This window comes from Mesobacillus zeae (assembly GCF_003570705.1).
GTDB classification, from domain to species: Bacteria; Bacillota; Bacilli; order Bacillales; family Cytobacillaceae; genus Mesobacillus_C; species Mesobacillus_C zeae.
The window spans coordinates 1-26,404 of record NZ_QWVT01000026.1 but is presented as its reverse complement, the minus strand read 5'-3'; the positions used below and the strand labels follow the sequence as shown (position 1 = coordinate 26,404).

At 43.0% G+C, this 26,404-nt stretch carries 26 protein-coding genes, 2 pseudogenes and 1 riboswitch; of the genes and pseudogenes, 10 read left to right on the top strand and 18 right to left on the bottom strand.

All coding sequences use genetic code 11. The annotated features are described in order from the left end of the window. Window positions 1-126: 126 nt before the first annotated feature. Genes D1970_RS15555 through D1970_RS15545 form a run of 3 tightly spaced genes read left to right on the top strand, consistent with a single transcriptional unit; the run spans window position 127 to window position 3,123 of the window. A complete protein-coding gene (locus D1970_RS15555) occupies window positions 127-843 on the top strand; it encodes a response regulator transcription factor (RefSeq protein ID WP_119113794.1) in 717 nt (238 codons plus the stop codon). Then, window positions 830-2,602 (top strand): sensor histidine kinase, encoded by a 1,773-nt coding sequence (locus D1970_RS15550; RefSeq protein WP_119113793.1) that lies wholly within the window; start codon window positions 830-832, stop codon window positions 2,600-2,602. Before D1970_RS15555 ends, D1970_RS15550 begins: the two co-directional genes overlap by 14 nt. Window positions 2,603-2,628: 26 nt before the next feature. Further along, on the top strand, window positions 2,629-3,123 hold the full coding sequence (locus D1970_RS15545; protein ID WP_119113792.1) for a DUF1648 domain-containing protein: 495 nt from the start codon (window positions 2,629-2,631) through the stop codon (window positions 3,121-3,123). Window positions 3,124-3,150: 27 nt separating this feature from the next. Here D1970_RS15545 and D1970_RS15540 read toward each other — a convergent pair whose 3' ends face one another. Continuing rightward, complete coding sequence (locus D1970_RS15540; protein WP_119113791.1) at window positions 3,151-3,810, bottom strand: MBL fold metallo-hydrolase; 660 nt, start codon at window positions 3,808-3,810, stop codon at window positions 3,151-3,153. Window positions 3,811-4,042: 232 nt separating this feature from the next. Here D1970_RS15540 and D1970_RS15535 point away from each other — a divergent pair, with 232 nt between their 5' ends. The 3 genes from D1970_RS15535 (at window position 4,043) to D1970_RS15525 (ending at window position 5,863) form a co-directional block, all read left to right on the top strand. Then, on the top strand, window positions 4,043-4,504 hold the full coding sequence (locus D1970_RS15535) for a GNAT family N-acetyltransferase (RefSeq protein WP_119113790.1): 462 nt from the start codon (window positions 4,043-4,045) through the stop codon (window positions 4,502-4,504). A gap of 21 nt (window positions 4,505-4,525) precedes the next feature. Further along, window positions 4,526-5,368, top strand: coding sequence for a pentapeptide repeat-containing protein (locus D1970_RS15530; protein ID WP_181213454.1), 843 nt, complete (start codon window positions 4,526-4,528; stop codon window positions 5,366-5,368). A 69-nt stretch (window positions 5,369-5,437) separates the two neighbouring features. Next, entirely contained in the window at window positions 5,438-5,863 is a 426-nt protein-coding gene (locus tag D1970_RS15525; protein WP_119113806.1) for a GNAT family N-acetyltransferase, read from the top strand. A 118-nt stretch (window positions 5,864-5,981) separates the two neighbouring features. On the opposite strand, the gene D1970_RS15520 is transcribed toward D1970_RS15525, so the two are convergent. Genes D1970_RS15520 through D1970_RS23085 form a run of 3 tightly spaced genes read right to left on the bottom strand, consistent with a single transcriptional unit; the run spans window position 5,982 to window position 7,275 of the window. Next, complete coding sequence (locus D1970_RS15520) at window positions 5,982-6,791, bottom strand: class I SAM-dependent methyltransferase (RefSeq protein WP_119113788.1); 810 nt, start codon at window positions 6,789-6,791, stop codon at window positions 5,982-5,984. 24 nt (window positions 6,792-6,815) lie between these two features. Then, on the bottom strand, window positions 6,816-6,959 hold the full coding sequence (locus tag D1970_RS23090; RefSeq protein ID WP_246370313.1) for an N-acetyltransferase: 144 nt from the start codon (window positions 6,957-6,959) through the stop codon (window positions 6,816-6,818). Between the two features lie 19 nt (window positions 6,960-6,978). Continuing rightward, the gene (locus tag D1970_RS23085) at window positions 6,979-7,275 is read right to left on the bottom strand and encodes a hypothetical protein (RefSeq protein WP_246370314.1); all 297 of its coding nucleotides are present in this window, start codon (window positions 7,273-7,275) and stop codon (window positions 6,979-6,981) included. A 135-nt stretch (window positions 7,276-7,410) separates the two neighbouring features. On the opposite strand from D1970_RS23085, the gene D1970_RS15510 reads away from it, so the two are divergent. Beyond that, entirely contained in the window at window positions 7,411-7,935 is a 525-nt protein-coding gene (locus tag D1970_RS15510) for a general stress protein (protein WP_119113787.1), read from the top strand. Window positions 7,936-7,959: 24 nt separating this feature from the next. Beyond that, the gene (locus D1970_RS15505; protein WP_119113786.1) at window positions 7,960-8,325 is read left to right on the top strand and encodes a hypothetical protein; all 366 of its coding nucleotides are present in this window, start codon (window positions 7,960-7,962) and stop codon (window positions 8,323-8,325) included. A gap of 48 nt (window positions 8,326-8,373) precedes the next feature. Here the strand turns inward: D1970_RS15505 and D1970_RS15500 are convergent, their stop codons facing one another. The 4 genes from D1970_RS15500 to D1970_RS15485 form a co-directional block, all read right to left on the bottom strand. Beyond that, the gene (locus tag D1970_RS15500; RefSeq protein WP_119113805.1) at window positions 8,374-8,928 is read right to left on the bottom strand and encodes a histidine phosphatase family protein; all 555 of its coding nucleotides are present in this window, start codon (window positions 8,926-8,928) and stop codon (window positions 8,374-8,376) included. Window positions 8,929-8,943: 15 nt separating this feature from the next. Continuing rightward, window positions 8,944-9,354 carry a hypothetical protein gene (locus D1970_RS15495; RefSeq protein ID WP_119113785.1) on the bottom strand — a complete coding sequence of 137 codons (411 nt, stop codon included), beginning with the start codon at window positions 9,352-9,354 and terminating at the stop codon, window positions 8,944-8,946. Window positions 9,355-9,356: 2 nt separating this feature from the next. After that, window positions 9,357-9,569: a helix-turn-helix transcriptional regulator gene (locus tag D1970_RS15490; RefSeq protein ID WP_119113784.1), complete on the bottom strand. Its 213-nt coding sequence runs from the start codon at window positions 9,567-9,569 to the stop codon at window positions 9,357-9,359. An 847-nt stretch (window positions 9,570-10,416) separates the two neighbouring features. Then, window positions 10,417-10,860 carry an OsmC family protein gene (locus tag D1970_RS15485; RefSeq protein WP_119113783.1) on the bottom strand — a complete coding sequence of 148 codons (444 nt, stop codon included), beginning with the start codon at window positions 10,858-10,860 and terminating at the stop codon, window positions 10,417-10,419. A gap of 296 nt (window positions 10,861-11,156) precedes the next feature. Here D1970_RS15485 and D1970_RS15480 point away from each other — a divergent pair, with 296 nt between their 5' ends. Then, window positions 11,157-12,029, top strand: a complete 873-nt coding sequence (locus tag D1970_RS15480) for a LysR substrate-binding domain-containing protein (RefSeq protein WP_119113782.1) — start codon at window positions 11,157-11,159, stop codon at window positions 12,027-12,029. Window positions 12,030-12,102: 73 nt separating this feature from the next. Here D1970_RS15480 and D1970_RS15475 read toward each other — a convergent pair whose 3' ends face one another. The 8 genes and pseudogenes from D1970_RS15475 to D1970_RS15440 form a co-directional block, all read right to left on the bottom strand. After that, entirely contained in the window at window positions 12,103-13,251 is a 1,149-nt protein-coding gene (locus D1970_RS15475) for a type II asparaginase (protein WP_119113781.1), read from the bottom strand. Between the two features lie 548 nt (window positions 13,252-13,799). Continuing rightward, complete coding sequence (gene metH / locus D1970_RS15470; protein WP_119113780.1) at window positions 13,800-17,252, bottom strand: methionine synthase; 3,453 nt, start codon at window positions 17,250-17,252, stop codon at window positions 13,800-13,802. Then, a complete protein-coding gene (locus D1970_RS15465) occupies window positions 17,233-19,095 on the bottom strand; it encodes a bifunctional homocysteine S-methyltransferase/methylenetetrahydrofolate reductase (RefSeq protein ID WP_119113779.1) in 1,863 nt (620 codons plus the stop codon). Before D1970_RS15465 ends, metH begins: the two co-directional genes overlap by 20 nt. Next, entirely contained in the window at window positions 19,092-20,276 is a 1,185-nt protein-coding gene (metC, locus tag D1970_RS15460) for a cystathionine beta-lyase (protein WP_119113778.1), read from the bottom strand. The genes D1970_RS15465 and metC overlap by 4 nt, the downstream gene beginning before the upstream one ends. Further along, window positions 20,273-21,385, bottom strand: a complete 1,113-nt coding sequence (locus D1970_RS15455) for a methionine biosynthesis PLP-dependent protein (protein WP_119113777.1) — start codon at window positions 21,383-21,385, stop codon at window positions 20,273-20,275. The genes metC and D1970_RS15455 overlap by 4 nt, the downstream gene beginning before the upstream one ends. A 102-nt stretch (window positions 21,386-21,487) precedes the next feature. Beyond that, a riboswitch (SAM riboswitch) is annotated at window positions 21,488-21,598 on the bottom strand. Between the two features lie 136 nt (window positions 21,599-21,734). Next, window positions 21,735-23,486 carry a metallophosphoesterase family protein gene (locus D1970_RS15450; protein WP_119113776.1) on the bottom strand — a complete coding sequence of 584 codons (1,752 nt, stop codon included), beginning with the start codon at window positions 23,484-23,486 and terminating at the stop codon, window positions 21,735-21,737. Window positions 23,487-23,790: 304 nt separating this feature from the next. After that, window positions 23,791-23,985: pseudogene (locus tag D1970_RS15445) on the bottom strand (AraC family transcriptional regulator); the annotation flags it as partial. 191 nt (window positions 23,986-24,176) lie between these two features. Beyond that, window positions 24,177-24,560 carry a RidA family protein gene (locus tag D1970_RS15440; RefSeq protein WP_066245850.1) on the bottom strand — a complete coding sequence of 128 codons (384 nt, stop codon included), beginning with the start codon at window positions 24,558-24,560 and terminating at the stop codon, window positions 24,177-24,179. A 105-nt stretch (window positions 24,561-24,665) separates the two neighbouring features. On the opposite strand from D1970_RS15440, the gene D1970_RS15435 reads away from it, so the two are divergent. After that, window positions 24,666-25,004, top strand: a complete 339-nt coding sequence (locus D1970_RS15435; protein WP_119113775.1) for a winged helix-turn-helix transcriptional regulator — start codon at window positions 24,666-24,668, stop codon at window positions 25,002-25,004. Between the two features lie 326 nt (window positions 25,005-25,330). Here D1970_RS15435 and D1970_RS23080 read toward each other — a convergent pair. Both D1970_RS23080 and D1970_RS15425 read right to left on the bottom strand, forming a co-directional pair. Beyond that, window positions 25,331-25,640, bottom strand: a pseudogene (locus D1970_RS23080) (DedA family protein); the annotation flags it as partial. Window positions 25,641-25,830: 190 nt separating this feature from the next. Continuing rightward, window positions 25,831-26,262, bottom strand: a complete 432-nt coding sequence (locus D1970_RS15425) for a VOC family protein (RefSeq protein WP_119113774.1) — start codon at window positions 26,260-26,262, stop codon at window positions 25,831-25,833. Between the last annotated feature and the right edge of the window lie 142 nt (window positions 26,263-26,404).

Sequence of the window (26,404 nt, the reverse complement as noted above, 5' to 3'; positions counted from 1 at the left end):
CATTGTAACGCTTTTTCCTTAACCCATAAGAAAGACTACCTTAATTTTTCCTTAATTATTAGAAGAATTTGGGATGCCTGATGATATGATAAAAGATGGATAAATACATAGTATGGGAGTTTTAAGATGCATAAGTCTCAAATATTGATTGTTGATGATGAAAAAGCCATTTTACATATGCTTACGACTATTTTAATAAGAGAAGAATTCCAGCATATAGATACAGCAGGCACGGCCGAAAGGGCTCTCACTCTTTGCCAATCAAAGCGATATGATTTAATTCTCTTAGATGTGATGCTTCCCGGCCGCAGCGGCTTTGAAATTTGCCCTTTGATCCGGCAAACGACGGAAGCACCTATTTTCTTTCTTACTGCACGATCGACTGATTTAGATAAACTTTCCGGATTTGCACTAGGAGCAGACGACTATATTACAAAGCCTTTCAATCCACTGGAGGTTGTCGCTCGAATCAAAGCGCATCTGCGCCGGCAAAAGGGCAGGCAGTCCCATACCGCCCAAACGCTCTATCAATATGGGCAGATCCAAGTCAACACACTCTCCGGAGAAGTTACTATTCACGGAAAATGTGTGGAATTGCCGGCCCAGGTGTATCAGCTTTTGCTTTTCTTCTGCCAGCATCCCAATCAGCTGTTTAGCAAAAACCAGCTTTACGAAAAGGTTTGGGGTGAAGAGTTTCTTGGTGAGGATAATACGGTCATGGTCCATATCAGGAAGCTTCGGGAGAAAATCGAGGAAAATCCAAGCAAGCCTTGTTACATTATCACAGTAAGAGGGCTTGGTTATAAATTTGTTCCTTCCGGAGACAGACATGAACATTCATAAACGGTTTGTCGTACAGTTTTTCTTTCAATTGACCATCGTCTTTATTCTTTTTTTCTTTCTAGTCCTATCGTTTTGGGGAATTATTGGCTTCACCATCATGAACGAGGAGCCCAGCCATGACTTATCAAAAGCTGAAAGCTATTATTTCGAGGATAAAATCACTGTAAAAAAGAATAAAGCAATTTTTGATGATGACCTGAAACAAGATGCAAAAAAACAGGAGGGTTGGTTCCTTGTCATCACCGAAAAAGGCAAGGTTATTGGTTCCTTCCGTACGCCAAAACAGCTGCCAGCACAATTTTCAGAGAGTGAGCTTGCTGCTCTCACCCTTCAGCCTCGATCCCTTTCAACTGAATACACATTCTGGGAGCTAAAAAAAAGCGGCCAAAAGCCAATGCTTCTTGTTTTTGGAAAAGAAAATATCCCCTTTATACTGTTGAACAAGGTTAAACCAGATGTAGATTGGAAGGAGCAGCAGCTTGCCCTTTCCCCTGCTGCGCTTCAACTTATCAAAGAAGAAAATGGCTGGGTTCGACTGGTCAGTTCAAATGGCAAAATAATAGACCACTTTGGCGAAGAAAAAAAGACAGGCAAATATTCTAAAAAGGAACTATTGAGCCTGGCAAAGGATGAACAAAATTCAACTGCAGCCTACCATGATGATGAGACAAAGCTGACTATTATTACAGGGATCGATGATTCGATTTTGTCTTCCAGCCTGGAGGATGGCGTCACCAATGCCGCGAAGAATAGCTTCTTGATTATCATTGCTTTGCTGTTTCTGTTTTTATTGCTGGGAACATTTTGGTACGCACGAAAATTCGGGGTTCCTCTGCTTACAATGATGAAATGGATCCAAAATCTTGGCAGCGGTATATACGAGCAGCCAGTTGATCTGCAACAGCAGCCGCTGTTACAGAATAAAAAAGGAAAGCTGAAAAGGAAGTACCGTTTATATAAAGACCTGATTGCAACCCTTACGGTGTTGACGGAAACCTTGCGGCACAATGAAAGCCAGCAGCGAAAGATGGCCAAAACCCGGGAAGAATGGATCAGCGGCCTTTCCCACGACCTGAAAACGCCGCTTTCGTCCATTTCAGGTTTTGCCCAAATGATGGAGTCAGATACTTATTCATGGACTGAGGCGGAGAAAAAAGAGTTTGCCGGAATTATTGCTGAAAAGTCATCCTATATGATGGAACTACTTGAGGACTTAACGTTAACATATCGATTAAGCAATCAGGCGCTGCCCATCTCCAAAGAAAAAGTAGACATGAATGAATTCATACGCCGAACCATTATCCATTTCGTCAATGATCCTGCGAACAGCGAGAAGGAATTCACTTTCCAGCCTTATGAGGGATCTGTATTCGCTTCCGTCGACCCAAAATGGTTTCAAAGGATTATTGATAACCTCATCGGGAATGCGGTTAAATTCAATCCGGCTGGCACCGCGATTACGGTATCAACTTCCCTTATTGAACAGCATCTCATCGTCATCAAGATTGAAGACGATGGCATAGGAATGGATAATGAAACAGTCAATAAACTGTTCCAACGTTACTACCGCGGTACGAATACAAGCGAATCCGGCAGCGGAACCGGCCTTGGCATGGCCATTACTAAGCAACTGGTTGAGGTTCACGGGGGTTCAATTAATGTGAAAAGCACCCTCAAGGAAGGCACCGTATTTCGAATTCTACTTCCAACAGAAGGACATTCAGGGGATACCTTGTATAAAACTCCGAGAAAAATCTAACCTGTCCTGGAAAGGGGTCAACCTTTATGAATCTATCGAAAACAAGCTATAAAACACCCATGATCGCCAAAGTTCTCAACGCAATGGCTTTGCTTGCCTTCGCTGGTTCCATTCTATATTTGCTCTTCCAGTGGTCATCTTTGCCTGATCAGGTCCCGACACATTACAATGCAGCGGGAGAGCCTGATGACTGGGGCGGCAAGAGTTTTATTCTTATCCCACCAATGATTGGTCTTTTAATATGGGTTGGTTCCAGCTTCTTAGAAAAGCGCCCACAATACCATAACTATATCGGCATCAACGAGGAAAACCGAGAAAGACTCTATAAAAACTCAAGCCACATGCTGAATATCTTGAAGAATGAAATTCTGCTGTTCTTTTCCTTCGGCATCCTGAACGATATCCGCGTCGCAAACGGAAAAGGGAGCCTGCTTGGGAGCTGGGAACTCCCCTTATTCCTTATCCTGATTTTTGGTACAATCGCTGTCTTTGTCATCCGCATGTTCCGGCTTCAAAGGTAAATGAACTCAATATGAGTATGGATAAACCTATGCATATTCGCTTAAATACTTGTCCATTTGTTCATGGGGATAACGAATGTCGTTCCCATGGCAAATGCTGACGATGTCTGGTTTTAATTCGTTAACGATCTTTCCGCTGTCCACTGCTTGCTTCATATCCGCCGTAAACATCGCGATGGGAGGCTTGAGCCTCCCTTTTTTGGAAGTAAAAAGATCCCCGCCAATCAGGACACCGTCCTCCTTATGAAAATAACAAACATGCCATGGAGAGTGTCCAGGTGTATGATACGAAATCAAATCATCAATATGCTGCAAAGCCCCTTCCTCTGATGTAACGAGTGGCTCTGCCACACCTGTTTCCACTAGAAACTCTTTTTTCTTTCGCCCAGGGAAAGGCTCTTTCCCTTCCATATGTTTAATATCCGATATATGGGCGTACACTGGCAGCTCTTTTCTCAGGAGTATATTTTTCAAGCCTCCAACATGGTCAGAGTGGCCATGCGTAAGCAGAACTGCCTTCACATCCCCAAGCTGCTCTGCTTCCTGCAGAATCCGCTTGCCCATAAAAGCCTTGCCCGTATCGACGATATAAACGCCATCGCTCCCCTTTACGACCCACGCGCTCATCTTAAGACCAAACCATGCTTCAACTTTAACAATATGTGGTGATATTTGAAGGACCTTCATTCGCCATCGCTCCCCGCGATTATTATAAAACTTATTAAAGCTATTTTTTATACTGTATTGGTTCAGACACTTTATAACTTCCATACCTACTACGGATTTCATTGAATAAGGTTCCGATTTTTCTGTGAATTAACTTGCCCAAGGGCCCGGATACACCACAAGGAGGAAATCCCATCCCAACCGCCGAATAGATTCTTAATATGTATTTGGTTTTTGAAAGGATGGATACGATATGAAAGAATTTACGGTCAGATCCATTACCAGTAAAGATACAAAAAAACTGATACCTCTTGTACGGTCTTACATTGTGGATTTTTATAAATGCCCTAATCCCACGGACAAAGAATTGGAGGATCATATCAATCTGTTAATCGATCATCCCATGCTGGGAAAACAGTTCGTTATCGAAAATGACGGGGATTTTGCCGGATTCGTAACCCTATACTTTACATTCAGTACAACAAAAGTGAAAAAAATATCAGTGTTGAACGACTTGTTTGTTGCTGAAGCTTACCGAGGGAATGGACTTGGAGAAACATTGTTCAGGCATGCCTTGAACTATTCAAGGGAGAATGGCTATGCTACCATGAATTGGGAAACAGCCAATGATAATATCACCGCACAGTCACTATATGAGAAAATGGGTGGGGTGAATACGAATAAAAGCTGGATCCACTATGAAATAAAACTTTGAATCTAAAAGGAAGTGTCCCAATTGCCTGCTACAACTGACTCCCAACATGGGATCGACCTCAACGGCCTTCGTCCAGACTGCGAAAATTGCTTTGGCCTATGCTGCGTCGCCCTGCCTTTTGCAGCATCATCAGATTTTGCTGTAAACAAAGATGGAGGCCAGCCTTGTCCTAATCTGCAAGCGGATTTCCGCTGTAATATCCATAAAGAACTTAGACAGAAGGGTTTTCGGGGATGTACAGTATACGAATGTTTTGGAGCAGGACAAAAGGTCTCGCAAATCACGTTTAAAGGTAACGATTGGCGAAATGCTCCCGAAACGGCGAATCATATGTTTAAGGTATATCCTCTTATGCAGCAGCTTCATGAGATGCTCTGGTATCTTACCGAAGCACTGACCATGGAAGCTGCCAAGCTAATTTACAGTGATCTCCAATGTGCACTCGACGAGACAGAGCGACTTACTCATCTAAGCCCCGATTCTCTTGCTAAACTGGACGTGGCCGCGCATAGAGCCTATGTAAACCCTCTGTTATTGCGGACAAGCGAACTGGCCCGCACGAAAGTGATGCGTGTACAGCTTAAGAAAAACATCGGGAGAGGGGCCCACCTTTTCGGTGCCAACCTTCGGAAAGCCGATCTCAGAGGAGCCGACTTAAGAGGAGCTTTCCTTATTGCCGCAGACCTTAGAGATGCCGATTTAAGAGTGACTGACCTTATCGGCGCTGATTTAAGAGACGCTGACTTGAGAGGAGCCGACCTCACGGGGAGCATTTTTCTTACCCAGGCTCAAATAAACGCAGCAAAGGGCGATACAAGCACAAAAATACCAAATTCGCTTACCCGACCGGCACATTGGCAGTAATCCCCACGGTGATTTATTGAAATCCAGAACCATGCAAAGAGAATGATAAGAGGTATGAGAAGAGTAGTTATGAAAAAAATGATTAAAATCAGTAAAGAAGAGGATTTAATTAAAAGTTTTGAAGTAATGAAAGAATTAAGGACCGATTTAGATTTGAATTCTTTTTTAAGTCTTTTTGGGGTGATGCAAAAAGAGGGTTATGAACTATACGCACTTCTGAAAGATACATCTATTAAAGCACTTGCCGGTGTTTCAATCAAAACGAATTTTTATAACAAGAGACACTTATTTGTCCATGATTTAGTAACTACATCATCAGCGAGATCTTCCGGATATGGATACGAAATGATGAACTACTTATTTCAATTTGCAAAAGAAAAGGAGTGCAGCTACATCGCTCTCGAATCTGGTTTACAGAGAGTAGATGCACACAGATTTTATGAGGATAAATTGAACTTCGATAAGTTTTGTTACTCATTTAGAAAGGAATTATAAAAGTGATATCTCTTGAATGCAGGTAAAGATGCTAAGGCCTTGTATAAACAAGGCCTTTTTATGCCCAATAACAAAAATAGGGCCGTTCAGGGCCCTCGAGCATTTGTACAATTTCACCTTATTTTTTCCTGCCTATATAAAGCAAATGACTGGATATGCCAAGAATATAAGGGTCTGTTGCTTTTTCCTTTATTAAATCGATTACTTTTCCCAGCTCTTCCTCGCCTTTTTGCCTCCAGTAATTCCAGCTTTCATTGTTTAATACCGATCCTGCGTTGGAGCCGATTAGCTCGAGGCTTTCAAAGCCTTGTATCTCCATAAAAGGACGAATGTCCTCGACCTCAAAGTAGTATGCTCCCGTAAAACGCCCTTCGTCTTCATGATTGAAGCAGCCGGATTGAGAAAAACCATTAATCGTGTCCATCTTATTGTTCGGTTTCCAATTATCAGGGGAAATCAGTGAAGTGAGTATGTGCCTGATTCGAGGCATAAACGCTACAAACACGAGTCCATTTTTTTTAGTGACTCGATATAATTCTTTCATTGCCTGTACACGACCTTGCTCATCCTGCAAGTGATACATAGGCCCGAGCATCAATGCAGCGTCGAACTGTTCATCTTCCAACATGGTAAGATCTCTTGCATCAGCGGCATAAAAGCCATTAAATTGACCTTCTAAGCCAAGCTCGATTGCCTTTTCCTCTGCAAACCCGACCAATTTTGGCGTTAAATCTGTCAAAGTAACCTTGTAGCCTGCCTTCGCAAGCTCCATCGAGTATTTCCCCGGCCCTGCGCCATTATCCAGTACACGTCCTGCCTCTGGCAGATACCTTTGTATATAATGCCAATTCACCTGGAATTCTATCGGCTCTCTGTCAAGCCTGCCCCATTCATCAAATTGATTGTAGTAATGAACAACTTTTTTCACATACTCAACTCCCTTGTATGGTTTTCAGATTTCCTTATAAAAAAATTCCCGGTATTTCATAAACCCTTTTTGATCATAAAATTTCTTTGCCAGTTCATTGTGGCACCAATAATCTAGCTCAATTTTGCCAATACCTTTCGATTGGGCGATGCCATAAATTTCATCCATTAACCTTGTGCCATATCCCTTACTTCTTCGGCTCTCCCGAAATACTGATTTGATGGACATACACAGAACGATAAGGCTTCCTAAAAGCACTCTCCGGGTAATTTCTTACTTCAATCCAGGCATACCCTAAAGGCTCCTCTTCCTCCAGCAGCAGAAAAGTGAAATCCTTGTTACCCACAATTCCCTTAAAGAAACTTTTCATAGCTTCATAGTCATATTCCTTGAAATACTCAGGATACAGGGTGGCATGAATATCATGTACATATTGATTGAGCTTTGCGATTAAAGCATAATCACTCGTGCGGGTTATATTCATATTCTCCTCCTGCAGGTTTTGAACATATTATACATCAAAGGGAAATAAAGGATATAAAGAAAGTTAATATTTGTAAGGATTTGCGCATTATATTACTCTTTATATAAAGGAAGGTTGGTTTAATGAGGTGCACTATTGAAAGAGAATCTTAAGGAGCGTTTGAAATATTTATATACAGGGGAAGGATTTTCAATCATCCTTTTCATCTTTTGTGCATATTCCTGGTATTTGGTGTTTCCCGATATGGAACTACACACGCTTTTCTCATTCTGGCTGTCTTTTTTCATCCTTGAGTTTATTTTGCTCCAAGGCTTTTTATACTGGTATGTTAAGTATAGAAGGCTTATGATGACAGGCTGTTCACTAACGCCAGAATGGTTAATCCGGCTATTAAAAACCTGCAAGCGCATCAATATTATTTTGCTTTCCGTTACGTTCATCGTTATGCTTGCAGAATTTATGATTGCACCCGTGTCTATACCGGGATCATCCATTCGTATTGTCATTTTCATCTATATCTTCTCAACTGCAGAATACATTAACTATTATCACCTGCAGCTTTCATATGACAATAAATCGGATTTAAAAACACTGTTTCAAATTAAAAAACTAAAAAGATCTCCCCTATCAAAAGACCTGGCCAGACTAAAAGAAAGTTAAATAAAACCGACTGGAGGCTTGATTATGGGAAGAAAAATCCATTTAGGAAAAGAAGAACTTACATTGACCCTCACTGGTTTAACGCCATACTTCGCATTCAAACAGAAAGTAATCATGCCGTATTCCATGATTGAGAATGTACTGGTTGACTATTTCCAGGCTCCTCAGTGGATGCTGAGAATGCCAGGGACTTCGGCTTCTTTCTTAAATATTTATGAAGGCAGCTTTAAGTACGCCAATGAATGGTACTTCCTTTCCTATTCGGGAAATACACCACTTGTCATCATTGAACTAAACGGTCACGAAAAATATCGCTATGTCATTTTTCAAATTGACGATCCGACAGGAGTAACTGCAGAAATACGGAGGCGCTTAAATGGCGTTCAATAGCGACTACCTATAAAGGATAAAATTAAACGGGTAGCACTCAACATACGCCTACCCTCCCCACAATCGCTCTACACTTCTTAATTCTCTTCCATCAAACGTCAGTTTATATACATCCGGCATCTCGAGGTTTCTCCAAAAGGAAAAGTCATATTGCTGGTCAAAATAGCTCATGATTAAAACCATGATATTGCCATGGGTACCAATTACAATATCTTTACCTTTATACTTCTCTAAAATGCGACAAGTCACCTCTGAACCTCTTTTTCGGGCTGCCTCATTGGACTCGCCGCCTCCCCACGCGAAACTCTCATCCTCCCATACTTTTGTTATCGCAAAAGTGAAATCTTCTGCAGGAACGATGGACAACATGCGTTCCTTAAACCCTTCCTCTATCTCCATCTCTTTGCCAAAGTCATGAGCAATCCCTTCAACTGTTTGGATCGCCCGTTTATACGGGCTCGAAATGACAACGTCAATCTCCACATTCTTAAATATTTCAGTCACCTTTTTTGCATCAGCAAAGCCTTTTTCGGTTAATGGCCTCCCCAGCTCATCCGGTGTATAGGCAGATTGCGCATGCCGGACAAAATATAGATTTGTCACCCTGTCAGCTCCCATCTATAACCGCTTTGCCACAAACGCCCCAAAGATAATAGACATATACAATCCCATCATACACACAATTAATATACCAGTCTCAATTGTGCGGACACCTATTGAATATAAAATGATTAATGCAGCCCCACTGCCAACCAGTACTACATAAAGTACAATCATGAAGTAACGCTGCAACATTATGTATGTCCGTTCATCAATTTGCGGCACATTCCCATTTCTTTTCTTTTTCCACCTGGAGAAAAGCATAATAAATAGAGATCCTATTACCGTTCCACCAATAACAGGGATAGCCAATTCGTAGCTGTATTCACCTGTGGCTTTACCAATGGTATATATACCCAAAAAGCCCCCAAACAAAATACACCCAATCAAAAAAGCCCACACAATATAAAATATCTTTCGGTTGTTCATAGCTACTCCCCCTTTGAATCTTCTAAATAGAATAGTTCTTCAATCGGCACATCAAAATACTTTATTAATTTCAACGCCAGTTCCAGACTGGGATTATACTTATTCTTTTCAATCGCGTTTACAGTCTGGCGTGTAATTTGCAAATCCTCCGCCAGTTTCACTTGCGTAATGCCCCTTTTCTGGCGAATTTCCTTTATATGATTAATCACTTTCATGCCTAACCCTCCAACCAGGAAGTAAAGATATCTTTACATATATATTAAATGCCAGCCCAAAAAATGTAAAGATATCTTTACATTTTTCAGAGAAAATCCCCCTTGAAAATTATATGCTGTATGTATAGCAACAGTCGTGAATTGGGCAGCAACGATCATAGGTAATTGGAAATTCTGGACTATTGCAAGCAACCATCATACCAAGCTACAGAAGCCAAAAGAAAAGCCTCTTAAATACCATTATTTCCAAATACTCATATAAAGTGTAGAATTATCCTGTAAAGATTTACCAGCAGTCTCTGGCTTATTTTTACGGAAGGGTTTACTTGAAGGTTCGACAGCTGCCCATGGCAGCCTTTTTATATATTCAATGAAGAGGCAGCTTGATGAAGGAGTTTACGCTAGAAGAAAATTATTAAACTTGGGGAGGGCACCCCGACACAGAATTGGATTGTTTTATTCTCCACTCCCATCTCCACACTGTCCACAGAAGGTATCTGAATCTCTCCCACTTCATTTAATCAATCGTTTGATTAAATTTCGTCCCTTCCTGGTTCAGAGGCTGGCTCCCTCCTTTTGCAAATAAATACCACCGCATTAAAATAGAAGTGATAATTAAAAGGGGTGATTTACATCATCTAACGGGTTCAGTTGAGAAGTAAAATATTAAATAACAATACAAGTAACAACCAAATTCTCAAAAAATCAACATAGAAAGTAGGAATAAGAACAGCAAAAAAAGGAGCGCAAATCGCTCCTTTTTCATATTATCCGTTTAAATAATGTTGGTTATGAAGTATTATTAACAACGAGCAAAAATCATTGACCGTATACAAAGCTCAATTTATTATTTTTCAATAATGATTTCGTTAAGTTTGAGATTTACCGGATTAGCAATCGTATCTCCTACCGGACAAGTTTTCTCAATAAAATCAACAAATTCTTCTACTTTTTCTTTAGGCGCATCAGTTTTAATATGAATATTATATCGTATATCGCTATATCCACGACGTACATCAGATTGTTTCATAAACCCATCTGTATCAAGGTCACCTTCTACATCGACCCAAAAATCATCAAATTCTATTTTAAATTTACGTGCAAAACAACGGGCAACAATAGCCTGACACGCACCTAGAGCTGACAAAACCAACTCAACCGGATTCATTCCTGTATCCGATCCACCAAGTTCCTTCGGTTCATCGATTGTGATTTCAAACCCTCTGCATCTAGCCTTTACCTGCATTCCAGCTTGTAAATGAGCTGTAGCTTGAAACTTAGTCTTTGGCATTTGAAAGCATCTCCTTAATTTTTGCAATTTTACTCATATATTTATGATAACGCTTTTAATTTAAATGAACATAGATAATTTGTGAATCATTTAACATTGTTTTTAGATATCACTTTTTTGTTGGTTAGGAATAAAGTTTGATTATAATAAGCTGCAAACGTTGCTTTTATTTATAGTAGAAACCTACACATTTTGAAAAAGACTATATCCTTCCCGAGACTGTCAAAATTACTGGCTATACTCGTCCATCATTCCGCTAAAATAATGGTAGTACATTTTAGGAAGAGGTGGTCCAGATGAATATACATAACTTGGAGGCATTTGTTTATGCTGTCCACCTTGGCAGCTTCAATAAGGCAGCTGAAGCCCTATTCCTTACCCAACCATCAGTGACCGCACGCATTCACTCATTGGAAAACCAAATGAACACGAAGTTATTCTTTCGTGAAGGAAAACATGTATCGTTAACTGAAAAGGGGAAAGAGTTTCTCCCCTTCGCCCAAAATATATTATTTTCTTTCCAGGAAGCAAAAACAAAGATGGAGCAAAATATAGTAGTTCCCCATAAAGTAAGGATGGGCAGCGCCACTTCGATTGCTACCTGCATAATGCCTGATTTTATATTCAAATTCAAGCAGGAATTTCCAAATGCCCAAATCAGTTTGTCGACTGGTCATTCCACTGAAATCTTAAAAAAAGTATTAAACAAAGAAGTGGATTTTGCGCTTGTCCGCTCAATCGCACATCCGAATATTGAATCGCTCCTCATCAAGGAGGATCCCATTGTCCTTGTAGCACCTCCCAATCATGAATTGCTTAAAAAAAGAGCAACAATTAGAGATGTTAGCCGCCAGCCAATCGTGTTTTTTGGATATGACTCAATGGATTGGCTGGTAATTCAAAATTTATTCCAGGCCGACAGGTTGAAGCTTAATGTGGCTTTGGAAGTCGATAGTATGGAAGCAGCAAAAGTTCTAGTAAAGCAAGGTATGGGCATAAGCTTTTTACCGGAGCATTGTGTAAAAAAAGAAATCATAAATGGTGAACTTGGCTCGGTGCCATTATGGCCAGCATTGAATTTGACCATAAAGATCAGCCTTATCCATTTGAAAGGTCAAACCATCTCTCCCTTTTTAGGATTCTTCGAGAATCTTAATCTTTCTAAATAGGCACTTACCCAACCCAAAAACAAGACAGAGGAGCATCATCCTTGCTCCTCTGTCTTGTTTAGGTGAAATTATTTTAATATTGATTGAACATTTCCTGAATTTTTGCAGGGTCATTGGTTTTCGATAAGGCTAACATGAGCAACACTCTCGCCTTAACCGGATTCAGGGTATCCGCTGAAACAAAATGATTTTTGTCATCGACATCCTCACGTGTAACCATTCCGCTGCCTACCTTGGAATCCCGGACAACAACGACGCCTTTTTTCTGCGCATCGATTAATCCTTCCAATGTTTCCGGATAGACGCTTCCGTTACCGGTACCGGCATGGATGATTGCTTTTGCGCCTGCTTTTACCGCGGCATCCACCATCACTCTGCTGTCATTTCCGTGGGCGTATACGATATCAACCCGCGGTAGGTCTTTAATGTCGTTTACATTGAATTCAGTTTCTGTCGTATTTTTACGTGTTGATTCTGTATAAAAATATGGTTTCCCACCTTGTACCAATCCTAAATAGCCAAAGTCCTGTGATCCAAAAGTATCCACACTGGTTGTATTGGTTTTAGTCGTATCACGGGCAGAACCAATCTTATCATTAAGGGCAACTAACACGCCTTTTCCTTTTGATTCTTCACTAGCGGCAATGGCAACCGCATTATATAGATTCAATGGGCCATCTGCACTCAAAGCGGTTGAAGGACGCATCGATCCAACAAGAACGACCGGCTTGTCGCTTTTGATTACCAGGTTAAGAAAATAAGCAGTTTCTTCTAGTGTATCAGTACCATGAGTGATGACGATTCCATTAATTTTCGGGTCTTTTAATTGCTTATCGACCTCTTTTGCAAGGTCCAATAAAATTTCGTTTGTCATTGCGGAGCTATCAATCTTGCAAACCTGCTGACCACTAATATTGGCAAGCTCTTTTAGTTCTGGAACAGCTTCCACCAATTGATCGACCCCGACAACCCCTGCTTTATAGCCAGTTGTTTCCGACTCGGATTTTGCCGCCCCTGCAATCGTGCCGCCAGTCGCAAGAATTTTCACGTTTGGCAGTGCTTTATTATCAGTGGCTGCAGCTGTTTTTGTTTCAACCTTTTCCACTTTGGCTGGGTCTGCTTTCTTTGTGGCTGAAGCAGAAGTACATCCTGCTAAACCCGGTATCAATAATGTAAATGTAAGAGCTATGCTTGCAGCTTTCTTCTTGCTGAACACATTCATTGATTGATTCATCCTAAAGCCCTACCTTTTTATTTTGTCTTAGTTTCCGGCGCCACCTATATTATAGTTTGTGAAATAGTGAATTTGTTATAGAACTATTCTATATATTAAAAACAATATTTCATCAGGAAGAATGCTTCGGGACTTTCGGAATCTATTTGACTAAGAAAACATTACAAAGAAAGGATGATTTTTTTGATTATGAAAGTTTAGCCTCACGGGTCGGTTTAACTAAAAACGTTTTTTTTCGGCTGATTTTTGAAAGGAAAGAGGCTAAGAACACTTTCAGCGAATTCTCTCATAAAACGCAAGTTGTAACCGGTTCCAGCACCACATTTTCAATAGGGCTTTCCTCCGTAAAACGCGCTATCTACGGTTAGCTGCAATCTATCTACGGTAAAGAGCGTTCTATCTACAGTTAGGGCGATTTCTATTCCGAGTTACTGTATTTCGAACCTTCATATACAAAATTATGTAATCTAGCCCACCTCCCTTACAACGGCAAGAGAACCCCTTTCCAATAGCATGGCAAAGGGGCTCTCTATTCTTCATTCTGTTTTCAAGACATTAAAGTACCTTGCTTCCCGATGCGAAAATACAATCGCGGTGACGGAGGCCTCCGGTTCCATCATGCAGCCTTCTGTGAGCTGGATGCCGATTTCCTCAGGCCTTAACAGTTCGAACAGCTTCTTCTGGTCTTCAAGGTCAGGGCAGGCTGGATAGCCGAATGAGAATCGCTGCCCCTGATATTTGGCTGCGAAGCGGTCTTTCATTGTCATGTCAGGCGTGTCTGAGAATCCCCAGCGGTCTCGCATTTGGCGGTGGATCAGCTCAGCAAAGCCTTCAGCAGATTCAAGTGCGAGCGCCTGGAGAGCGTGGCTTTCCAGGAAACGACCTTCTTGCTTTAATGCCTGCGCCGCCTCGCGGATTCCCTTGCCAGCGGTAACGGCAAACATCCCTACATAATCCGTCGTACCTTCTGAGACAGGCCTTACATAGTCGGCAAGGCAAAGACCTGGAGCAGCTTCCTGACGCGGGAACTCAAAGGTTTCAATGATGTTGTCCCGCTTTTCGCTATCAAATATATAAAGCTTATTGCCCTCAGACCCGGCAGGGAAAAACTGATAGACAGCCGCCGGCTTAATCCAGTCTTCCGCTTTTGCTTCTGTTAAAAGTGACCTGACAACCTCATAAATTTTCACGGTCTTTTCGTCGCCTTGCGCTAGCAGCTTCTCAACTTTCCCCTTAACGCCTAGATGGTGGCCAAGAAGCATCTGCTGATTGATGTACGGTTCAATATGCCCCAGCGAATAAGCTTTTAACAAATGCCTTTTAGTATCCTCAGGGATATAGACCGGCGCCTTTGCAACTGCCTTAGGACGATCCAATACAGCAGTTGCTGCCGTCTTAACAGGAGCGGCATAGGAACGCAAGGCCGCGGCCTCTTGCTTGGATCTTACCTCCTGATGCAGCTTTTCCTGCTCTTTTGGGTTACGGAGCTGGTTGGCGAGCGATAGTCCGTTCATCGCATCCTTCGCATATAGGACAAGACCACCATATTCCCTGGCTATTTTTGTATCCGTGAACTTTCTCGACAGCGCTGCTCCGCCGACCATGATCGGAGTATCAATTCCTGCTTGCTTCATGTCATGGGCGGTGAGGACCATTTGCTGCGCTGATTTTACGAGCAGCCCAGAAAGTCCGATAATATCAGGTTTCTCTTTCTTCACAGCCTCAATCAAGGTCGTTGGATTGACCTTTATCCCCAGATCAATCACTTCGTAGCCATTGTTGCTGAGGATAATATCCACAAGATTTTTCCCGATGTCATGGACATCGCCCTTAACCGTAGCAAGGATGACCTTTCCTTTCGCCGCCGACGAGTCGTTCTTTTCCATATGCGGCTCAAGGTGTGAAACGGCAGCTTTCATCACTTCTGCACTTTGAAGGACTTCCGCCACAATCAATTGGTTATCGTTGAATAGCCTGCCGACTTCCTTCATCCCCTCCATCAATGGACCGTTAATGATATCAAGGGGAGCAGGAAATGAATCCAGGGCAGCATCAAGGTCCGGAATCAGCCCTTCTTTTGTCCCTTCAACAACATAATAGGCAAGGCGCTCTTCAAGCGTCATATCGGGAAGTGTACTTTTTGCCTCCTTCTTCTTGTCACGGTAGAACTCCGTAAACTGTGCAAGGCTTTGGTCTGTTGTATGAAACAGCAGTTCCTCCGCCATCTTGATCTCTTTAGGACTAATTGAAGCAAAGCGTTCTAGCTTTTCCGTATTTACGATGGCATAATCAAGGCCCGCCTGGGTACAGTGGTATAGAAAAACCGAATTGAGCACTTCCCGCCCGACGGGAGGAAGGCCGAATGATACATTGCTGATCCCCAGGATTGTCTGCGTCTTCGGAAGAGCTTCTTCGATCATCCTGATTCCTTCAATGGTTGCTTTCGCTGAGCCTATATATTGCTCATCACCTGTACCGACCGGAAAGACAAGTGGATCAAAAATCAAATCCTGAGGAGGGACATGATATTTTTCCACGAGAAGTTCGTATGAGCGTCTTGCGATTTCCAGCTTTCTTGCGGCCGAGACTCCCATGCCTTCCTCATCAATTGTCCCGACAACAACCGCACCGCCGTATTGGTGGATAAGGCTGGCCACTTTCGCAAAGCGTTCTTCGCCGTCCTCCAGATTGATAGAATTGATAATTGCTTTTCCCTGCGAGTAGCTCAGAGCCTTTTCAATGACCTTATCATCAGTAGAATCAATCACAAGCGGGACTTTAATCTTTTTGACAGCTTCCTGGATAAATTGCTCCATATCCACAATTTCTTCCCTGTCAGGATCGGCAAGGCATATATCGATTACATGCGCACCGTTTTTCACCTGCGCCCTGGCAACTTCAGCCGCTTCTTCCATTTTCCCCTCTGAGATCAAACGCTTGAACTTTCGGGAACCAATGACATTGGTCCGCTCCCCAACCATTATTGGCCTGAGTGTTGGAGCATCGTAAATAAACGGCTCGATGCCTGAAACCATATGAAGCTCGTTCTGTTCCTTTTGGCGCGGCTTGCGGCCAGACATTTTTTCAGCGATTGCTTTTATATGCTCCGGGGTAGTGCCGCAGCAGCCGCCAACGATATTCAGCCAGCCTTCCCTGGCAAAGTCTGCCAGCTTCTGGGCCAGTGTATCCGGGGTTTCATGGTAATGCCCCTCTTCATCAGGCAAGCCTGCATTGGGATAACAGCTGACAGCAGATGTTGCAAGGTTTGATAATGAACGAAGGTGCTCCTGCATAAATTCCGGTCCTGTAGCGCAATTTAATCCAATTGCGAGAGGCTTCATATGAGTAACAGAGATATAGAAGGCTTCAATTGATTGGCCTGCGAGTGTTGTACCCATTGGCTCGATGGTGGCAGAGATCATGAGCGGGATTTCTTTTTCCCGCTGCCGGAAAGCCCGTTTTATTCCTGTAAAAGCAGCTTTGACATTTAAAAGGTCCTGGCTTGTTTCCAGAAGCAGCAAGTCCACATTACCGTCGAGCAGTCCAAGAGCTTGTTCTTCATAAGCGGCGGACATTCTTTCAAAGGTTGCTCCTCCGGTGACACTTAGTGTTTTTGTCGTCGGTCCCATCGATCCGGCAACGAACCTTGGCCACTTTGGAGCAGAGGCTTCGTCTGCAGCCTTCCTTGCCAAAAGAGCTGCAGTCTTGTTGATTTCATAAGCTTTTTCTCCTAGATCATAATCATCGAGGACAAGGCTGGTGGCACCAAATGTATTGGTTTCCACAATATCGGCACCCGCCTCAAAATATTCACGGTGAATCCTCTCAATGACATCGGGAGCTGTGAGGTTCAGGATCTCGTTGCACCCGTCATATTCCTCGCCGCCAAAGTCATCGGCTGTTAGGTCAGCCTGCTGGAGCATCGTCCCCATCGCCCCGTCCATAATCAGGATTTTCTTCTTTAGCTCCTCAGTTAACGTAGTTGACATTCTGTTTCCTCCTTGACAGCAGGCTACTGCATTCGTTGGCGTAGTTTGCCAGTTCGACACTCATCTCATAATTCATGAAAGGAGTGATCAGGTATATTCCGTTGAACAGCTCTGCTGCAGCCTCAATCAGACCTTTTGTAATTGCGATGCCTTCCTTTTTGGAAGAGACCGGATCATTATTGAATTTTGCCATCGTGTCGAGGATTTCCTGCGAAATTTTGATCCCAGGCACTTCATTATGAAGAAATTCCGCATTCCTGCTGCTTGTCAGCGGCATGAGGCCGATATAGACAGGCACATCGAGATGCTTTGTTGCTTCATAGACATCAAGAAGCAGTTTTTCTGAATAGACGGGCTGGGTGATGAAATAATGCGCACCGCACTTTATTTTCTTCTCCATCCGCGAGACCGCTTTTTCCAGTGAACGGACATGCGGATTGAACGCAGCGCCGATGGAAAAAGCACCTTTTTGGCCAAGGTCCTTGCCTGAATAGGAGAACCCTTCGTTAAACTGTTTTATCATTTCAATCAGTTCAAATGATGATACATCAAAGACAGATGAAGCTCCCGGAAAATCGCCAACACGGGCAGGGTCGCCCGTAACAGCCAGAACATCATGGAGGCCCAGTGTATGAAGCCCCATCAAATGGGACTGTAAGCCAATGATATTGCGGTCGCGACAGGTTAAATGCACAAGCGGCCGCAATCCGACTTTCTCTTTGACAAGGTGGCCGATGGACTTGTTTGAAATCCTCGGAGAAGCAAGCGAATTATCCGCAAGCGTCAAAGCGTCAATACCGGCTTCTTTAAGAGCTTTTGCCCCTTGAAAAAAGCGCGTCGTATCAAGCTTCCGGGGGGAATCAAGTTCAACGATGACAGATGGCCGTTCCTTGACTACCTCCTCCAGTGGCCTCTCTTTCCGAATCACTTCGGGAGGGCTGACAACAATTTTTGCTTTCCTTCCAATAACCTTTTTGTGCGTTACAGGAGCGAGCCCTTTTAATTCACTTTCAATAGCACGAATATGTTCAGGAGTCGTTCCACAACAGCCCCCAATCAGCCGAACACCTTGATCTCGGAAGCTTTGGGCAGACTTCCGGAAGTACTCTGGATTGCCTTCATAATGGAACCTGCCGTCTGTATAGGATGGCAGCCCGGCATTCGGATAAGCGGAAAGGTACGCTTTCTTCGGCAACTCCACTCCTTCGAGGCTGGCAATCATATGGTGGGGGCCGAGACGGCAGTTAAGCCCGACAATATCGGCGCCCAGCCCTTCCAATTTGTCAAAAGCGTCCCCAATGGATGTCCCATCTTCCATGAGGGCGATCTCTTGGAGAGAAATCTGCGCAATGATTGGAAGTTCCGTTTCCCTACGGGCAATCTTCAACACCGTTTCCAGTTCTTCAATGTCGTAGTATGTCTCAAGAAGGATGCCATCCACTCCTTCGAGAAGCAGACAATACAGCTGCTCGCGAAAGCTTCTTTTTATTTCATCAAGCGGGATGGCGGATGGCCTTATGCCCCGGTTCCCGCCAACCGTGCCAAGGAGGTACGCTTTTTGCTGTGCGGCTTGGCGGGCAAGCCTTACTGCAGAGCTGTTCATCTCTTTCACAGAATCCTCAAGGCCGTATCTTTGAAGCTTTAAATAATTGGCGGCATACGTATTTGTCTGGATCATATCAGCCCCGGCATCGATATAAGCCTGATGAATGCGGACGATATCTTCGGGGTGGGAAAGGTTCAGCTCCTCAAAACAGCTTCCTGTCCCAAACGAGTATAGGAGGGTGCCCATTGCTCCATCACCTATTAAAATCTCAGTCTTCATTTTTTCCAGGAAGCTCATCGGACATCCTCCTCTATTCTCGACGTATTTCTGCTTAATTCCAGTGCAAGCCGGAAGTCATTTATCAGGTCACCAGCACCTTCAATGCCAACAGAGAGCCGGAGCAGACTGTCACTGATTCCGCGTTTCGCCCGTTCAGTTTCAGACATGGCCGCATGCGACATCTTCGCAGGGTAGGAAAGAATCGATTCAACAGCGCCAAGACTGACTGCAAATACCGGGAGCTGAGTATAATGGATAAATTTCTTCAAGAGCTCTTCGCTTTGGAGCTCAAACGAGAGGACTGCGCCAGGGCCGCTTGCCTGACTTTTATGCGTCTCGTGTTGCGGATGTTCCTCAAGGCCCGGGTAATACACTTTTCTAACAAAGGAATGCTCCTTGAGGAAGCTGGCGACTTTCATCGCATTCTCTTGAGATTGTTTCATTCTTACAGATAGAGTTTTTATGCCTCTCATCACTAGCCAGGCATCCTGTACGCCAAGGACTGCCCCAAAAGAGTTTTGCAAAGAGTACAGCCTGTTCGCCAGCTCTTCATCCTTGACTACAGCAAGGCCGGCGACTGTATCACTGTGCCCTGATAGAAATTTTGTGGCACTGTGAAGGACCAAATCCGCTCCAAGGTCAAGAGGCCGCTGAAGGAAGGGCGTCATGAACGTGTTGTCTACAAATGTGTAGGCACCATGCCTTTTCGCAAGCGAGCTGACGGCCTTGATGTCCGTTACCTTCAGCAGCGGGTTTGATGGTGTTTCGACGTATAACAATGTTGTATTATGCTGGATGGCTTTTTCAACAGCCTCAATATCTGTCATATCGACAAAAGTGTGTTGTATCCCAAATCTGGTGAGAACTTGGGTGACCATACGGAATGATCCGCCATAAACATCCTCGGCAATGACAATATGATCACCTTGGGAGAGCAGGAGGAAGGCTGTTGAAATGGCTGCCATCCCTGAGGAAAAAGCGAACCCTCTTGTACCACCCTCAAGTTCTGCGATAATCTCTTCAAGTGCTTCCCTCGTGGGATTCAGGCTTCGGCTATAATCATATTTTCCAAAATTGTCGGCGGACAACTGATGGTAGGTAGAGGCATGCTGGATTGGCACGCTGACTCCGCCGGTGGCAGGATCAAATTTATGTTTGTTATGCAGCAGCAGCGTATCAAATGAAAGTCCTTCGCTCATGCGCCCACCTCCTGTGAGGCTTTCTTGAATGCATTCTCTAGGTCTTCGATCAAATCCTCCGCATCTTCAATGCCAACAGAGAAGCGGAGCAGCCGGCTGCAAACCCCAATTTGTTCACGGATTTCCACTGGAATATCGGCATGCGTCTGAGTGGCAGGATATGTGATGAAGCTTTCAACACCTCCAAGGCTTTCGGCAAAAGTAATGGTCGACAAGCTCTGCAAAAACGGATTGACCATGGAAGAGGATTCTACCCGGAACGAAATCATTCCGCCGCGGCCCGGATAAAGGACATTCGTAACAGCATCGTGCTTTCCAAGGTAATCAACGAGGACTCTGGCATTTTTCTCATGCCGCTCCATTCTTAATGAAAGGGTCTTCATGCCGCGAATCAAAAGCCAAGAATCGAAGGGACCCAGCACAGCACCGCCGCCATTATGGTGGAGGAAAAGCGAATCGCACAGTTCCTGTCCTTTTGCGACAATCAAGCCCGCAAGCACATCATTATGGCCGCCCAGATATTTGGTCGCACTGTGGAGGACAATATCGGCACCCAATGTGATCGGCTTCTGCAGCAAAGGTGTGTAAAACGTATTGTCGACAATCAACAGGAGGCCGTTCGCTCTGGCAATTTCCGCGATGGCCGAAATATCAGCCTGTTCCATCAGCGGGTTCGTCGGCGTCTCGACGAAAAGCGCTTTTGTTCTCGGTGTGATGGAGGCAGCAACCTCTTTTACATTTGCCATGTCCGCATAGACACTATTCAGTCCCCATTTTTTGAACCCCTGTTGCAGAAGTCGGTAAGTACCGCCATATAAATCCTTTGAAACGATCCATTCGTCGCCATACTGGAATAGAGAGAGCACTGTCCAGATCGCTGCCATGCCTGAACTGCAGGCAAACCCCCGGTCCCCTTCCTCCAGTTCAGCAATCGCCGCCTCAAGAATTTCCCGGGTCGGATTACCCGTCCGGACATAATCATAGCCGCTCGATTGCCCAATTCCCTCATGGCGGTATGCGGTTGTTAAGTAAATAGGCGGACTCACTGCCCCTGTTGCCCGTTCGCTGCGATTCCCAATCTGCGCAAGCCTTGTATCAATTTTTGCCATAGCGACCACTCCTGATTGTCTGGATTCCTTCTCTTACGTCCTTTTAAAAAACAAAAAAAGCCTTCTGTAAGAAGAAGACTTTGTATACCAAGATAGCCTTTCTCCTTATCTGCCAAGTTTAAGAACTTGCTGGAATTAGCACCTTTTCAACGAAATCGTTGAAGGTTGCTGAAGCTTCATCGGGCCAGGACCCTCTGCCTCTCTGGATAAGAATATTCGAAATATTAAATTTCCCTAAGATTACAACCAAACAGAAAGATTGTCAATTTATTTTTTTAAGTGAGAGATCGGTCGTGGAATCCAAGTGCTGTACCAACTCTACTACTGTGGTCTGTTAAAGAGCACCTAGTCATTTAGGAAGAAGCTCTTTTTTGCTTCCAACAGCGGTTACTGTAAATGTTGCAGAAGCTACCGCCTCATATCCGCTACCATAAAAATAAACGAACTTATAAGTGGCTCCTTCATTATATCGGGCCGGGTACTTATTGTCTTTGGGATTATAAATGAATTTGCATGTTCCATCTTTCACTTGCGTGTACATCCACCATATAGAAGGAACATCTCCCGGATTTTCACTTACTTCGTACAGACCGATCCAATCGCTTTTCGGGTTTCTGGCATTTTCCACATTCACTTCTACCGTATCACCTGCTCCGTTTACTACATTTTTGGATAAGGAAATGGTGATCTCTTTCACTTCTCCATCTATCGTTTTTCCCAATGTTTTTAACGAATTTTTGCTCACGTTCCCATAAGCATCAAGTGCATGCACTTCAATTTCATAAGTCGTATTGCGCTGTAATCCTTCGATTGGCAAGGTTAGTGGATTTGGTACAGGATCTTTGTAGAATTCCGAGAAGGCGAGGAACTCTTTTGCTATTTCCCCATTATCTGCTTTCCGCGCCACTACTTTATAGTCGTGGACAAGGAGGTCATCTTTAGCCTGAGCAAACATAATGGCTAGGCCAGTTGCTGTTGTCTTTTCATGATCAATGGATATCATCGCATCTTTTGTAAAAAACGGAGCCTTGTTATCTCTGCCTTCTGTATATTTGAAATTTTGCTTATTAGCTGGAAAGCTTATTTCAAAAGGTTCTCCTGTCCAATCATTATGATGGATATCACGGCGCTTGATCATCACTTTGTTTTGATAAACCTCTACAACGAGAGCTTGATTCAGTACATCGGCACCTTCAGGCACTTCTCCTTGTATTCTGCCGGAGTCCAGCCATAAATAGGCACCTGTGGAAGTTCCGATTGAAGTGAAATCCTTCTGGTGTATGATTCTCGGATCATCCAATGGGTAGTGGGTGTGTCCAGAAAAGGAAATAACCTGCGGATATTCCTTTAAAGTATCGTAAAAAAGGTCTCTATTCTTTGAGAAGCCCCATTCACTTCCATAAATCGTGCCTTTAATCGGCTGATGATGAAAAACAAAAATCGGCTTTTTCCAATCATCAGCGTTTGCTATTTTTAATTGTTCACTCAGCCAGTTAATCTGTTCAACAGAAAATGTCCCCTCTGTCCTGCCATCTTCAGTGCCTAGGACAATAAAATGGTACCCTTTGATCACCTTATGGTAGTAGATTGATTCTATACCGGTTTTCTCCAGGAAGCGCTTTTGAGCATTAGCTACAGACAGCCCGTTCCAGTAATCGTGATTTCCAATCGCAAACATGGAAACCGCCTGCGGCTGCCTTTTTTCACGATATGCAGCCATAAACTTCTCGTATTCCGCCGTAATGCCGTAATCCGTTAAATCGCCCACAACCAGAAAAGCATCCTGCTTTGGGGCCACTTCATTTAATTGTTCTAAAGTTGCAATGAACTTCTCCAGTGTCTTGTTATTTTCAGAATGAATGTGGACATCACTGATAACAGGAAAAACCATATCTGGTTTCGTCCCTTTTGATGTCATTATAGAAGAGCTGGATGCAGCGCTCACTGATAGAATATTCAGCGAGCTTGCCAGGGTCAATCCGATTGAAGCGCCGGCGACCACGCCTGTCCTTTGTAAAAAAGAACGGCGGTCCATTTCTTTCTTTAAAATATCCCCATTAAAAATCTCCGTTTCTTGTTTTGACCGATCATTCCGCACCATTGCTACTTCACTTCCTTTTCAAATGTTTTTGGAAAACTATCTTTTCATCGTCCGAACGAAGTTTAGGTAACACTCTATGTCTATTAATAGAGTAACAAGTTGTTTTTAAGTACCTATTTATTTTTTGTAAATCGATTGTTAATGATTGGAATACTAAGAAAGGATAAATGCGGATCTTTATAGAATACAAGTTATATATTCTTATCTTTCGGTCCGGGGATATAGAGAATGAGGGAATTGCAGAAAAACGGTATATAACGCAGAGAAGAACCCTTTTACCGAGAAAGGGTTCTTTCGTATTTCCTTACTCTTCAAAGGATAAATTGGTTGGTTCATCCAGGAGTTCCGCAGTAAATTCCATATGGGTTGTTGGTATATCTTGATCGACTTCCTCAAATTTAAGTTCATCAATCCAAACTTGCCCTTGTCCTGATAATAGAACGCCAAATGAAATGACTGCACTGTTTTCAGGTATATCCAAAACACACAGCAGAAAATTCGTTAGAAGCAGGATTTAGCCTTTTAAAAAACACAAAAACCCCGAATAGGCCCACTTTTTCTAAAAGTGTCCACTATTCGGGGGTCAGTTCAATCAAGTTGATTCCCCTTTTTAATTTTCCCTGCTTACTTCAATAATCAACTAAAGAATTGAGCTTGACATGATTACTTTGATTTTAAAATGTAGTTTACTTAGTCGGTGTGTGCAACGGCGCTGATTTCGATTAGTTGCTCTGGGGACGCCAAGTAAGTCACGCCGATAAGGCTGCCTGCCGGCCGATGTTGTCCCACATATTCCTTGAACAGCCGGAGGACTGGCTCGAAATGCTCTTGCGCATTTGTTAGATAAATCTCCATATAAGCGAGGTTGGACTTCGTGACACCAAATCCCTCCAGTACACGATCGAGATTTTCAAGTGTCTGTCGGGTCTGTGCTTCGATATCGCCCTCGCCAATGAATGCACCCTCCATATCGTGGGAAAATTGCCCCGAAATGTAGATAGTGCCGTTGACGCTGTAACCTTGGGTAATACCGTGATCCCAAAGACCGTGATCGTAGGTTTTAACATTAGTCATTTTTTTCTCTCCTTTACTTCAAAGTAATGTCAGTATAAAATGAACGCAAACAAAAAAATAGTACGCACTTTTTTGATAGGTACTACCAGAAAGGATAGTGTAAATATGAGTATGGCTGACTATAAAGAAAAGGGTAATATTCAAGAAACACCTTTTGGTTATACATTGTCAGTGATTGGTGGTAAATGGAAAATGCTTATTATTTACCTCCTGGCAGAAAACCAACCAGTTCGCTTTAATGAGTTAAAAAGAAAAATAGGAGCTATTACCTTTAAAACATTGAGTTCACAACTTAAAGAATTGGAAGCAGATGGGATGGTTAGACGGAAAGAGTATCCTCAAATTCCCCCTAAAGTTGAGTACAGTCTCACACATAAAGCAGAAACTCTATTACCTGTTTTGGAACAGTTATGTGAGTGGGGAGTAAAAAACCACAATAATTAAGTTCCTTCTGTATAGCTGATGAAATTAATAGCATCATCCGTTCCAAAAACGCGGAAGTTTTTTTACGAGAGCAATTAGAAAACTGTGGTTTTAATTCTTTGTTCGTGACAGAGGCGTTTGTGGAATACGGCTCATTGAAATGATCAAACTATTTTATAAAAATCTCATACTTCACTAAATGTAATTATTTCATTTTGATCAATCTTTTTTCAAAATGGATTCTTTTAATTTGCCGTAAAATGCAGCTTCATTCGATATTTTGAATCAAACTTTATTTAAAACCAGCAGCAAAACAATACTGTCCACACACCATGTTTATCAAACTACGCATCTGCGCGATATAAATCCTCTTTTGTTAAACGAAAAATATGCCCATAGCGGCCAATAATCTTTTCCAGTCTTTTTACGTCTAATAAAAAACCGAGTCCATATAAAATAGCTGCTCCTAAAACAGAACCTATTGTCGCTGAAATAAAAAACTCCTGTAACACTTATATCCGTTTGGGTTGTCATATATCCGCCAAAAGTAAGAATGACTTCTGAAGGAATTGGCGGAAAGACATTTTCAAGGGCAACTAATATTAAAATTCCCCAATATCCATACTGTTCTACTAAACCTTGAATCCAGGATTCCATGATATTCTCCACTTTCCAATTTTATGGTCTATCCTATCATTACATTGTGGCAGATCCTACAAAAAGCAAAAAACCTCATGTTATAAACCATAGTTATACCAATTAACTAAAATTGAAAAGGTCGTACTTCTTCATTTGATTAAACGAAGAATAATGCTTCCATGACACATTGAGTGCTAATAGGAAGATCTCAAAAATCCAGCATCGCTCCACGCTCATCAAATACTGAGTCGGGGTTCCAAGCCACTTCCCAGAGGTTATTCTCGACATCGGCGAAATAAGCAGTCCGTCCTCCCCAGAATGCATCGCTTGGTTCGCGGAGTATTTTTCCTCCGCTATTACGAATATGATCAATTGCAGAATCGACTTCTTCCGGACGATTCACATTAATTGCTAATGCTATTTTATTGAAGGTATCTAAAGATCGGTTGATTTTAACACAGGAATCTTCTTCCAAATCCGATAGCGGAAAAAGAGATAGAATAACCCCCGCTGTCATAAATACTGCATAGCTATCAGAACTCTTTTCTGATTCGCTCCACCCTAATCTTTGATAAAAAGCACGCAATGCCGGCAGATCGACTGCCCCAATTGTCACTAATGTCACACGCTGAGGTACCATGCAGATCACTCCTTTTGATTTTTAATGTTGGTTCAGTTTGAAGGCTGGCAGCTTGTGGGGTTGGTTGATATCTCAAGACAGATGGTCGATATCCGCCCCGAGTTGATTGATATAGCTCAGGAGATGGTTGATATCGGCCCCG

Bases quoted from the DNA above. Each gene is read 5' to 3' on its own strand.
- D1970_RS15555 (WP_119113794.1), top strand. From the start codon at position 127: ATGCATAAGTCTCAAATATTGATTGTTGATGATGAAAAAGCCATTTTA.
- D1970_RS15550 (WP_119113793.1), top strand. From the start codon at position 830: ATGAACATTCATAAACGGTTTGTCGTACAGTTTTTCTTTCAATTGACC.
- D1970_RS15545 (WP_119113792.1), top strand. From the start codon at position 2,629: ATGAATCTATCGAAAACAAGCTATAAAACACCCATGATCGCCAAAGTT.
- D1970_RS15540 (WP_119113791.1), bottom strand. From the start codon at position 3,810: ATGAAGGTCCTTCAAATATCACCACATATTGTTAAAGTTGAAGCATGG.
- D1970_RS15535 (WP_119113790.1), top strand. From the start codon at position 4,043: ATGAAAGAATTTACGGTCAGATCCATTACCAGTAAAGATACAAAAAAA.
- D1970_RS15525 (WP_119113806.1), top strand. From the start codon at position 5,438: ATGAAAAAAATGATTAAAATCAGTAAAGAAGAGGATTTAATTAAAAGT.
- D1970_RS23090 (WP_246370313.1), bottom strand. From the start codon at position 6,959: ATGGATGAAATTTATGGCATCGCCCAATCGAAAGGTATTGGCAAAATT.
- D1970_RS23085 (WP_246370314.1), bottom strand. From the start codon at position 7,275: ATGAATATAACCCGCACGAGTGATTATGCTTTAATCGCAAAGCTCAAT.
- D1970_RS15505 (WP_119113786.1), top strand. From the start codon at position 7,960: ATGGGAAGAAAAATCCATTTAGGAAAAGAAGAACTTACATTGACCCTC.
- D1970_RS15495 (WP_119113785.1), bottom strand. From the start codon at position 9,354: ATGAACAACCGAAAGATATTTTATATTGTGTGGGCTTTTTTGATTGGG.
- D1970_RS15490 (WP_119113784.1), bottom strand. From the start codon at position 9,569: ATGAAAGTGATTAATCATATAAAGGAAATTCGCCAGAAAAGGGGCATT.
- D1970_RS15485 (WP_119113783.1), bottom strand. From the start codon at position 10,860: ATGCCAAAGACTAAGTTTCAAGCTACAGCTCATTTACAAGCTGGAATG.
- D1970_RS15480 (WP_119113782.1), top strand. From the start codon at position 11,157: ATGAATATACATAACTTGGAGGCATTTGTTTATGCTGTCCACCTTGGC.
- D1970_RS15475 (WP_119113781.1), bottom strand. From the start codon at position 13,251: ATGAATGTGTTCAGCAAGAAGAAAGCTGCAAGCATAGCTCTTACATTT.
- metH (WP_119113780.1), bottom strand. From the start codon at position 17,252: ATGTCAACTACGTTAACTGAGGAGCTAAAGAAGAAAATCCTGATTATG.
- D1970_RS15465 (WP_119113779.1), bottom strand. From the start codon at position 19,095: ATGAGCTTCCTGGAAAAAATGAAGACTGAGATTTTAATAGGTGATGGA.
- metC (WP_119113778.1), bottom strand. From the start codon at position 20,276: ATGAGCGAAGGACTTTCATTTGATACGCTGCTGCTGCATAACAAACAT.
- D1970_RS15455 (WP_119113777.1), bottom strand. From the start codon at position 21,385: ATGGCAAAAATTGATACAAGGCTTGCGCAGATTGGGAATCGCAGCGAA.
- D1970_RS15450 (WP_119113776.1), bottom strand. From the start codon at position 23,486: ATGGTGCGGAATGATCGGTCAAAACAAGAAACGGAGATTTTTAATGGG.
- D1970_RS15440 (WP_066245850.1), bottom strand. From the start codon at position 24,560: ATGACTAATGTTAAAACCTACGATCACGGTCTTTGGGATCACGGTATT.
- D1970_RS15435 (WP_119113775.1), top strand. From the start codon at position 24,666: ATGAGTATGGCTGACTATAAAGAAAAGGGTAATATTCAAGAAACACCT.
- D1970_RS15425 (WP_119113774.1), bottom strand. From the start codon at position 26,262: ATGGTACCTCAGCGTGTGACATTAGTGACAATTGGGGCAGTCGATCTG.